Origin of the sequence: Streptomyces sp. NPDC059564 (assembly GCF_042735575.1) — a bacterium.
GTDB lineage: Bacteria > Actinomycetota > Actinomycetes > Streptomycetales > Streptomycetaceae > Streptomyces.
Genome location: NZ_JBHWBP010000279.1, coordinates 1 through 10,037 on the forward strand (window position 1 = coordinate 1; position 10,037 = coordinate 10,037).

General features: G+C 69.2%; 8 protein-coding genes and 3 pseudogenes. 6 read left to right on the forward strand and 5 right to left on the reverse strand.

Going from position 1 to position 10,037, the window contains the following annotated elements:
* The 4 genes and pseudogenes from ACFV0Q_RS31570 to ACFV0Q_RS31585 all read right to left on the reverse strand — a co-directional run.
* A pseudogene (locus tag ACFV0Q_RS31570) lies at positions 1-238 on the reverse strand (lanthionine synthetase); the annotation flags it as partial.
* Positions 239-281: 43 nt separating this feature from the next.
* Positions 282-3,347, reverse strand: coding sequence for a lantibiotic dehydratase (locus ACFV0Q_RS31575; protein WP_385009943.1), 3,066 nt, complete (start codon positions 3,345-3,347; stop codon positions 282-284).
* 52 nt (positions 3,348-3,399) lie between these two features.
* Positions 3,400-5,217, reverse strand: a complete 1,818-nt coding sequence (locus ACFV0Q_RS31580) for an ATP-binding cassette domain-containing protein (RefSeq protein WP_385009957.1) — start codon at positions 5,215-5,217, stop codon at positions 3,400-3,402.
* A gap of 268 nt (positions 5,218-5,485) precedes the next feature.
* On the reverse strand, positions 5,486-5,689 hold the full coding sequence (locus ACFV0Q_RS31585) for a hypothetical protein (RefSeq protein WP_385009945.1): 204 nt from the start codon (positions 5,687-5,689) through the stop codon (positions 5,486-5,488).
* A gap of 704 nt (positions 5,690-6,393) precedes the next feature.
* On the opposite strand from ACFV0Q_RS31585, the gene ACFV0Q_RS31590 reads away from it, so the two are divergent.
* The gene (locus ACFV0Q_RS31590; protein ID WP_385009947.1) at positions 6,394-6,780 is read left to right on the forward strand and encodes a hypothetical protein; all 387 of its coding nucleotides are present in this window, start codon (positions 6,394-6,396) and stop codon (positions 6,778-6,780) included.
* Between the two features lie 143 nt (positions 6,781-6,923).
* Positions 6,924-7,298 carry a hypothetical protein gene (locus tag ACFV0Q_RS31595; RefSeq protein ID WP_385009949.1) on the forward strand — a complete coding sequence of 125 codons (375 nt, stop codon included), beginning with the start codon at positions 6,924-6,926 and terminating at the stop codon, positions 7,296-7,298.
* A 57-nt stretch (positions 7,299-7,355) separates the two neighbouring features.
* Here the strand turns inward: ACFV0Q_RS31595 and ACFV0Q_RS31600 are convergent, their stop codons facing one another.
* Entirely contained in the window at positions 7,356-7,520 is a 165-nt protein-coding gene (locus ACFV0Q_RS31600; protein WP_385009951.1) for a hypothetical protein, read from the reverse strand.
* Positions 7,521-7,731: 211 nt separating this feature from the next.
* On the opposite strand from ACFV0Q_RS31600, the pseudogene ACFV0Q_RS31605 reads away from it, so the two are divergent.
* From ACFV0Q_RS31605 to ACFV0Q_RS31620, 4 genes and pseudogenes are all read left to right on the forward strand, one after another.
* Positions 7,732-8,091 (forward strand): annotated as a pseudogene (locus tag ACFV0Q_RS31605) (sigma factor); the annotation flags it as partial.
* A gap of 37 nt (positions 8,092-8,128) precedes the next feature.
* Positions 8,129-8,272 (forward strand): annotated as a pseudogene (locus ACFV0Q_RS31610) (transposase family protein); the annotation flags it as partial.
* A 302-nt stretch (positions 8,273-8,574) separates the two neighbouring features.
* Positions 8,575-9,219 (forward strand): dihydrofolate reductase family protein, encoded by a 645-nt coding sequence (locus ACFV0Q_RS31615; protein ID WP_385009953.1) that lies wholly within the window; start codon positions 8,575-8,577, stop codon positions 9,217-9,219.
* A gap of 309 nt (positions 9,220-9,528) precedes the next feature.
* Positions 9,529-10,037 (forward strand): hypothetical protein (locus ACFV0Q_RS31620; RefSeq protein ID WP_385009955.1); only part of this gene is annotated, 509 nt, incomplete at its 3' end.

Here is a 10,037-nt window from a genome sequence, read left to right on the forward strand (position 1 = left end):
CTGCCTTGAGCAGGTACGCGTGTGCGACCTGCCGATACGACGCGTCGCGTGCCGCGACCTCACCGTAGAAGACGGCGAGTCCGGGGAACCCGCCGGCCAGCGAGACCGGATGCCACGCGGGGTTCCTTCCCCCTCCGGGAAGGGGCACGAAGGCGTTGTGCGCGTCGGTGATCCGCACCACGCGGTCGGGGTCCGCGAGCCGCAGCGCCAGTTGCTCGATCACGGTGCCGGCGTTCACCGTGACGCCGTCCGTCGTGATGCCGTCCGGCTCATGCCGTCCATCAGTGCTCCCCTCGGGCCCGGGAGGAACGGATGGCGTCGAGCAGGATGGCGTACGTCATGTCCTCGCCCTCCCTGGCCAGGCCGAACACCCTGTTGGCGTGCATGTGGAGCACACTGGACACCGCCCGGGACACGTCCTGGTCCGGCAGGCCGGCGGACGACAACGCGCTGCCGTACGTCCGCATGTCCGCGGCCCGTCGCACCCAGGCCTGGCCCAGCGGCTGCCCCGGGAACATGGCCTCAGCGGGCCCGTGGCCGGCTCCCGAGACGAGCCCGGCCATCTCCGCCCGGAAGGGGCGCGTGGAGATGTGCGGCGGCTTGCGGTACTCGCCGAGAACCCAGTCGGTCCAGGACGCGAACGGCGCCGCGCGGAGCATGTCCGCGCAGCTCGCGGCCGCCAGTACCTCCCGGCGTGCCGTCGGCGTGCCGAGAGCGGCCTGTTGCAGTTGCCCGACCACCGCGGTGCTGTCGGCGCAGAACAGTGTCAGAGCCGCTTCGAACGGCCCCGGTCCGCCATATCGTGCGACCTCCGGTTCGAACGAGTGCAGGGAGACGTCGCGCACCAGGCTCCGGGCCACGAGCCCGTGCGACCAGTCGTGGAAGGTCGGCATGAGATCGGCCGAGCTGCCGCGCTCCGTGGCGCGGAGCCGGATCCTCAACTGGTGGTCGGGATCGGCGTAGCGGACGAAGTGCCAGCTGTCCACGGAACCGTCGAGGCGGGCCAGCAGGGCGGGCAGTTCGTGGGTCAGCAGGTGATCGTGGAGGACCGGCGGGGCTGCGAGTTGTGCGTACAGCCAGCGTCCGCCGACGTGGTGGACTGCCCTTGCGGACCGTCGGGAGACCCTCTGCGCCGGGGCCTTCGGTGCCGTTGCCTTGGGCCCCGTCGTTTTCGGAGCACTCGGAGCCATCGGGAACACGACTTCGTTGGCGTGCCCGGCGCTCCACCCGAACCGGGTCTCGCGGTCGCCGTACGACTCCAGGATCACCAGATCGGGATGACGAGTCAGCTCGTGGCGGAAGGACTCCCGGTGCTGGCTGTGGTCGAGGTCGAGTTCCACCCGTTTGTCGTCGACGGCCAGTTCCACGAAGCGGGGTACCCCGAGCGCCTGTCGCCACTGCCGCAGAGCGGGCTCCCAGTCGTCCTGTTCCCCGGCCGCCGCGATCAGTTCAGAGAGGGGACGCCAGCGAGCGGGGGCCAGGACCGTCCGTCCAAGGCGGACACGGGGGAGGAAGGGCAGGACCTCCAGGCGTCCCCAGTACCACGGATTCCAGATGTGCAGCCCCACCATGTGGAGTTCGCCGAGGAAGCGCGCCACGTTCGGTGCCGACGTCGCGAGGTTGAGCATGTGCGGCACGACCGCCACCACGTGCGCTCCGGAGGAGAGCCGCTTCAGCACGAAGCCGTTGAATGTCGCCCCGACCCCCAGATCGTCCAGGGGTATCACCGACGGGTCGTCGGGGTCGGTGAACTCTCCCACGACGATGCGCTGCTCGGCGACGTCCGGTACCCGGGAGATGTTGACGGGCCGTGGAAGGAGGGGACGGTAGACCAAATGGGCCGCCCGCGGCCCGCCGTCCGGCCCCGGCGCGCCGACCACGGGATGGCACACCGGGGCCTGGCCCAGCACTTCGCGGAAGCGCCCCGACAGCGCGCCGGCCATGTGGGAGGCGCACGCAGGGCCGAGGACCAGCGAGAACGCTCCCTGCGACAGCGCGTCCACACTGGCCGCGTGAAGTTGGGCGCACAGGTCGAGCGAGGGCGGCACGCTGTCGGCGTCCTCGAAGGAAAGCCTTCCCACGGTCGCCTCGTCCAGCACGATCTCCCGGTCGCGCGCCTGCAGGGCGCGTCCGACGAGCTCTGCCAGGAGTTCGTCGCGGCGCCGGTCGGACTGTGTGTCGACCGGGTCCCGGTTGCTCGGCGGCATGGCGTAGCCGGCAGGAGCCCCGAGGCCGAGGACGGGGTCCAGCAGCTCGGTCACCGGGACGAGGCGCTCGATGCCGTACCGTTCGAGGAATTCCTTGTGGTACTGGGTCAGGTTCCGTGGGCCCCGCGTGCTCGGCGACAGGCGCCACAGCGCGGCCGCCGCCGTCTCGGCTTCCCGCAGTACGGTCGCGGGCACCGCGACCTCGGCGTCCATCGCGAGGACCACGTGCAGCGGCGGCCACTTGTCGGACGGGGCGACGTCCCGCATCTCCCGGACCGCGGTCTGCCAGGCCAGTAGCCCTTCACCCAGCGCGGTGCGCTCGTACGCCGCGATCAACCGCGCGATACGACCGGCCCGGTGAGCCTGGGGATCGGCGAGTACCGCGTAGTGCGCGTCGTCCTGACGGGGATGGTTGTCGGCGACCAGGAAACCCTCGGCCACCAGCCCCCGGACCGCTCGCTCGATGGCCCCGGCCGGGGCGCTGGGGAACTCACCGGCGGTCAGCTCCACGAGGCTGAAGTACGGGGTGGCGCGGTCACAGGCCCGCATGAGGAAGGCGATGAGCTTCGTCCGTTTGACGGACGCCTCCCCGATTCCCTCACCCGCGGCAGCGTCGCGTGCGCGGGTTCCCGGAAGGAGGATGCGCGACCCGCGCACCACGCACAGGTTGTTCGCGGTCAAGGACAGGCCGTCGCCGCCGTTACGGTCGAACTCCGTCGCGGCCACGCGCGCCGCCCAGTCGGCGTCCGGCCACGCGAACTTCCGGTGCCGGGTCCCCAGGCGGAACCGTGCGGCCTCGGACACCCTGGCGACGGCCACACCCGCCTGAACGCCGAACGGCGTGGGCCGCTGGACCATGCGCAGCAGGTAGCGGGTGGCGGCCCGAGTGGCCCGGTCGACCTTGTCCGCGGACAGGTCCGCGTCAGCGGCTGCTTTGTCCAGCACGTGGGCCAGCGAACCGCTGGAGACCTCGATGGCCTCCCGCACAGGAGGAATCGAGGCGACGCGTTTGAGATAGGCCAGCTTCTGCCCGTGAGGCGCTGTCGTCTCGGGGACCGCCGAGAGCAGCTCGGTGTCGGCGGTGAAGGCGGCGAGCCGGACCATCAGGTCGGGTACGGCCCGGAACGGTTTGTCACGCATACATGGCTCGCTGGCTCGCAGTATCGGTAGGGACGACGGGGGAGTGATGAGTTCAGGGGAGCGTGTCGGCCGACTGGGGGTCCGCGCTCGCGTACTGGTACTGATCGGCTTGCATCCGGTAGAGCCGGCCGAACGAACTGTCACGACCGATGAGGTCCTCGAAGGAACCGGATTCGGTGAGCCGTCCGCCCTCGACGAGGAAGATCTGATCTGCCCGGCGCACGGAGGCCAGGCGGTGGGTGATGAGGATGACGGTGCGTCCCCCGTGCGCGAGTCGGCGGATGCGGGAGAAGAACTGGACCTCCGTCTCCGGGTCCAGGGCCGCCGTGGGTTCGTCGTACACCACGATGTCCGCGTTCCTGAACGCGGCCCGGGCCAATGCCGACCGCTGCCATTCGCCTCCCGACAACTCGACGCCGCCGACGAAATCACGGGCCAGCAGGGTCTGCCATGTGTGCGGGAGCCGTGCGACGACCTCGTCGAACCCGCTGTAGAGCGCGGCGGAGTTCAGCCTGGCATCGTCATCGCGGGCCGCCGGCTGTCCGACGGTCACGTTCGTCCTGGCGGTGAAGGGCCAGCGTGTGAACGACTGCGAGACCAGGGCGATCTTGTCGTGCACGTCGCCGCGTCGCAGGTCGCGCAGATCGACGCCGTCCCATTCCACGCGCCCCCGTGCCGGGTCGTACAGGCCGCACAGCAATTTCGCGATGGTGCTCTTGCCCGCGCCGTTCGGGCCGACCAGCGCCACGATCTGCCCTCGTTCTATCTCGAGGGATATCCCCGCCAGGGCAAGTTCACCGCTCCCTTCGTACCGGAAGTCGACATCCCGCAGGGCCATCCTCGTCGGTGCCGTGTCGCGCGGCGTGCCACCAGCCGGGACCGCCGCCCGCGCGGCGACCGCGAGCGCTTCCTCCAGGTCCTTGTAGAAGAGCGCCTGCTCGTACATGTAGGTGATCTGCTGGACCAGCACACCGAGGTTCCCGGTGGCGGTCCGCATCGCGATGGCGGCAGTACCCGCCGCGGCCAGCGGGATCTCGGACCACAGCACCAGGAGGAACAGGACGGCGTACGCGACGGCCGCGCCGGCGCCGGAAGCGGCCGCGGCCAGCACACCGGTGCGCGCCTCCGCGCGGGCAAGACGCGCCTGCTCCCGCGCGGACGCGCCCGACATGGTGTCGAAGTGCCCCAGCAGGTACTCCGCGGCTCCGTGGACACGGAGCTCAGGGGCGGACTCCTTGTCGATCAGCAGGTGAGCGAGGACCTGCTGCTGCCGTGTGTGTTCCACCCAGGTGTGCGTGGACGCGTACATGCGGCGCACCGATTTCGCCGCCCCCCAGGCTTTGGGGACGACCACTGCGACGAGAAGCGGCACCTGGAGGGGTTTCAGCGCCGCGATCACGCATCCCGCGGACACGAAAACAATGACGGCATTGACCACCTGTGCGCTGTAGCTCACCAGTTGGCGGGCCGCTATCGTCCCGCGCTGGGCCGAATGCAACAGGTGCTGGAATTCACCTCCCTCGACCGTCGCAAGACCCACTCGCGTGGAATGCCGCAGCAGGGACATCATGGCCTGCCGCTCTATCTGCGGCTCCAGGGCCCCCGCGAGCGCGGTCGACAACGCCCCCAAGAGCGAGATGACCGCGGACACTGCCAGGACCGCGAGCAACGACGGGAGCGCCGCTTCCAGACGGGACCGCGTGGGATTGCCGGAGAACAGCTTCAGCAGAGCCTGATTGGTCGCGACCAGGCCCAGCGCCAGCAGAAGGCCGCGTGCCACCTCGGTGGCCGCAAGCGCTGCGGATCGCCGTCGGTCCGCGGACCACGCGAGGGCGGCCGCGCGACGCAGCATCCACGGGAGCTGCCGCATCACATCGGCTATCTCCGTACGAGCCCGCGCCATCTCGTGCGAGCCGTACCCGCCCGCACCGCGCAGTCTGGCCCCGAACAACTCCGATTCGCTTGCCGCGAGTGGATCCGGTTTTTGCCCTTCAGGTGGAGCAGAACTATTTTTCCGTTTCACGCTTCCACTCGCTGTGAAGAGGAGTACCCGCCGGGCGCGCGTGCCCGTCGACGCGACGGACACGCGCGCCGTAGCGCGGCCCGCTAGCTGCCGGCGCCGCTCGTGCGGTGGACGTCTAGCACGTGGGACACATGGAGACGCCGTTGAGATACGTCTGGCCGCAACTGGTCGGCGATACGGTCACGCAGCAGTACCCCGTATTCGCACAGCTCATGCTGCTCCTCATCTCGGGGACGGAAACCCCGAGAAACCCGTTGAAGTCGATTTCGATGTCGAAACTCTCGTCGACTTCGACCGGATCGAGCAGTGTGAGATTCATTTGACGACTCCATTCATCCGGACCTCCCGGAACGTGCCGCAATCCTGCAGTCGCACCGAGGGAAAAATCAACCCGCGCTCTCTTCGTCGGAGGTGCGGATTCCGGCATGAGCAGTCAGAACTCAGCCGCAGTTAGAGCATCGAAGCAGAAGCGAAGTGCCGCTTCAAGAGGTCATCCGGCAAGATGGCCGATTCGTATCCTTCCAGCGAAGACGAATTTGGAGGAAGGTGCTCCGAATGGAAATCTGGAATTCCGCTTGGAATTCCGGATGGACGGAGAGGCGTCCGGCGGGACGCGTGCGCGCCGGCGCTGTTTCAAGCCACCATCGACAGATTTCGGCGGTGATGCGCGGGACGCCGTACGTGGCGCCCGAGGCGGCGCGGACCATGTGTCTCCGGGCTCCGCGCCGGGCGCCGGCGACCTGGTGGGGCCCGCCCGGGCGCGGTTCTGCGCCAGCGTCGGAATCCGGACCGGGGCGATTCCGATAGTGATACGCATGCGCTCGAGAGGCTCCGGTTTTCGAACGTGATCGCCTGTCCGGGCCGGGCGGGCACGAACTTCCGGTGGGAGGGCGGCCGGTCCGGTGGCCGGAGAACGAGCACGCACCCGAACCCGCGGTCGAGCGCGAAGCCGCCGCCGACTCCTGGAGGCACCCCGCTGCCCCCGGCTCGCAAGGGCCCGCGTCCTGATCGTATCTTTGGGGAATGCGGGTAAGTGAAGTGCTCCTGATGGTGTGGCAGGAGGTCCGGGGGAAGCTGCTGTTCCACCCCGTGTGGTGGCTGCTGTGGTCCATCCTCAGCGCGGTGGTGGCGGCCGCGGTTTTCGCGTTCGGTGTCTTGTCCGGGTGGGGGAACGTCACTGGTGCGGTCTGCGGGGATTCCTACGACACGGAGTTCGCGCTGCAGCACGTCAACGATCCGCTGTTCCCGCTGCACAACTGGTGCAACGCCGAACACGACCTCGTCCCCTCCTGGGTCAATCCGACGGTTGCGGGTCTCGCCGGGCTGTCCGTGATCTGCCTGATCATGACCGTGGCGCTGGGTGTGGTCCGCCTCATCCGCGGAAAACAGCGGAGGGAACAGACGGTATGAGCCCGTCCATGAGCAGCCGTCGCGTCGATGCCGGGCGCGAGTACCTCTGGACGGGTGGAAGTCCGCTGCGTCCTGGGGTTCCCGCGACGTTCCATCCACGACCGCTCACGGTGCGAGAACCCCTCGCGTGACAGGATGAGCCCATGACCGAACCGCATGCGCGCCGGGAGGACCGGTCCTACCTCTCCCTCTACTCCAAGGACTCGGTGTTGTCGATCGGCTCGGTCGGCTCGGTGCTCTCCATCGGCTCGGTGGGCTCGGTCCTGTCGATCGGCTCGGTGGGTTCCGCCCTTTCCGCCGCGTCCATCGGCTCGTCCCTCTCCCTGCTCTCCGCCGGCTCCTGGCTGAGCATCGGGTCGCTGTTGTCCGCGGGGTCCCGCTGGTCGGTGCTGTCCTGGCGCTCGCGCGGCGGTTTCATGGCGGCGGGGCTCCTCACCGCGACCGTCGTCTCCGGCGTCGCCCTGACCGCCGTGGAGTACCGCGACCGAGCGGCGGCACCGATCCCGGCACGGTCCTGATCCGCCCGTCCGGGCCGCCGTACGCGCGCGGCGTCCTGGTCGCGCTGGATCCGGTGTTCAGGCGCCGGTGCCCGTGCGGGCGCCGTACTTCGCGCCGCGGGGCGCCAGTTCCTTGATGACGACTGCGGTGAGCCCGGTGACGTAGGCCCGCCGGAGGCTGTCGTCGGGGCGGGTGAACTGGCCCACCGCGTTGTTCCGTCCGAGGGTGACGGCCCGCGCCACGTAACGCAGGGAGTACGGCTCGGGCTTGCGGCCCTCGACCAGACGGGCCAGGGTGTTGGCCGCGTGAGCGCCCTGCGGTGTGGCGAGCGCACAGGCGAAACGGGCTCCGGGACTGCCGCGCAGTCGCCCACGACGCCCGTCGCGCCGCCCCCGATCACCGTGACGGTGCTGTCAGCGGGAAGTGCGGCAAGCGCCACGCGTGCCTGTTCCGCTGCCTCCCACGTGCCGACCGGGACCGTTCCCGGCATCGGCCGCACCGTGCTGCCACGGCGAGGAACGCGTAGTCGAAGTCCATGCTCGTGCCGTCGTCGAGGGCGACTTCCGTCCCGACCCCGCCACCGAGGCGTTCGTCGCCCACCGCAACCTGCTCTTCACCGTCGGTTACGAGATGCTCGGCTCGGCGGTGGACGCGGAGGACGTCCTTCAGGAGACCTGGCTGCGCTGGGTGCGCGTCGATCTCGACACGGTGCGGGACCAGCGCGCGTACCTGGTACGGATCGCCACGCGACAGGCACTCGGCCGGCTGCGCACGCTCGCCCGGCGCAAGGCATCGGTCGTGGGGCCTTGTCTCTGGGGGGCCGGGCGTTTCTGGTCGCGCCTGCTGAGGCACGAACTTGACGATGCGCCAGCTCGCCCCGCTGTTCGGGGTGTCGAAATCCGCGGCGGACCGGGTGATCGACCATCTTGGGCCTATGCTCGCGCTCCAGCCCCGCAAACAGCTCGGCAAGGACACCGTGTTCATCGTGGACGGCGTCGCCGACACCCGGCTCGTCGTCCGGTCGGCCGACCGCTGGGAAGATCCTCCGCGACTCCCGTTTCGTAGGCGACGGAGTGCGCACGCCGTGCCCGGCATTGCCCGGACGTACAACCTCGCCCCCGCCGGATCAACGTGCGGGCCACGCGATGGTCAAGCACGCCCGAGGTGACTCAAAGGTTATTTATTTACGGGACAGCCCTTGGGCAGCCGATTTTCTGGCCGGTCGCGGAGGCAGCGATGAGTTTGCGTGGCCCGGCGAGTCTCACCACTGTTATCGCCCCATCACAGGAGGAACGAGTGTCTCAGCTATTGAGAGTTCAGAACTTCAACGTCTCGAGTGACGGCATCGGTGCTGGTGAGGACCAGACCCTCGAGAGGCCGTTCGGTCACGTCGAGCCCGAGAGGCTATTCGCCTGGGCCGGTGCCACGGCGAGCTGGCCCATGCGCACCGACCCCGGGGGGAGCCGGGGCCTGGACGACTACTTCACGCGGGACTACGCGCGCAACATCGGCGCCGAGATCATGGGCCGCAACAAGTTCGGTCCCCAGCGCGGGCCCTGGCAGGACCATGAGTGGCAGGGCTGGTGGGGTGACGAGCCCCCGTTCCGCACCCCGGTGTTCGTCCTGACCCACCACAAGCGTCCTTCCTTCACGCTTTCCGACACCACGTTCCACTTCGTCGATGGGGACCCCGCCCCGGTCCTGGAGCAGGCCCGGGAGGCGGCGCAGGGCAAGGATGTCCGACTCGGCGGAGGGGCCACCACCATCCGGCAGTTTCTCGACGCCGACCTCGTCGACACCCTGCACGTGGCGGTCTCGCCGGTGAAGCTCGGGTCCGGAGTGCGACTCTGGGAGTCCCCCGATGAGCTGCTCGACCGGTTCCACCTGGAGGTCGTTCCCAGCCCGAGCGGGGTGACGCACCACTTGTTCTGGCGAAAGTGACCGGTCCTCAGGGCAGCCCCCGGCAGCTGTTTCGCCTCCCGGGGTTGCCCTGAGGCGGGCTGTCGAGTCGCCAGGGTGATGTCGGACGTGAGCGCGACGGCGGCGTCATGCCTGCCGCCGCCCTCCGGGTTGCCGCCCTTACTGCCGTCACCGACCCGTTCGGCACCGCCGTGCCCGCCGTCGAATCCCGCTCCCTCTCAAGGCAATTGCCCTATTGTCCTATGTATCCGGATAAGGTTGACAAGTTCCGGATCGGGATGAAAGATCAGCCATCGGAGTCGTGGGTGACGGCGGGCTGCGGGGGCCGAGATGGCAGAGCTTCTGGACGACCTGGTGCTGTTGCCGCACTGCGATCTCCACGTGGCGCTCACCGGAACCCCACCCCTCACCCTGTCCGTGTTCAGGCGTACCGAGACGGCCGGCGCCGTCGCCCCGTACACGCTCACCCCGGTAGCGCCCGCGGACCGCACCTTCGAGTTCATGTCGCCCTACCGGGCCACCGGCAACCGGTTCGACGGACTGCCGACCGTCGATGCGAACGGAGTGGTGCATCCCGACGACATCGGCGTGTTCCTCTTCCAAGTCACCGTCGGGGACCAGTACATCGTCGGCAGGCTCCAGGTGCACCAGCAGATGCTGGGGTGGTGGTTCGGGAACGACACGCTCACCACCGCCCTGGACCCCGTCATCGGCCACGCCCTGCCGTCCGTCCACGCACGGTTCAGCGACGACGACAACGCGGCCGACCTCGTCGGGGACATCAGCGGGCACGGCTACGTGACCCTGACCTCGCAGGACCCCACCCGGGTCCAGGTCAC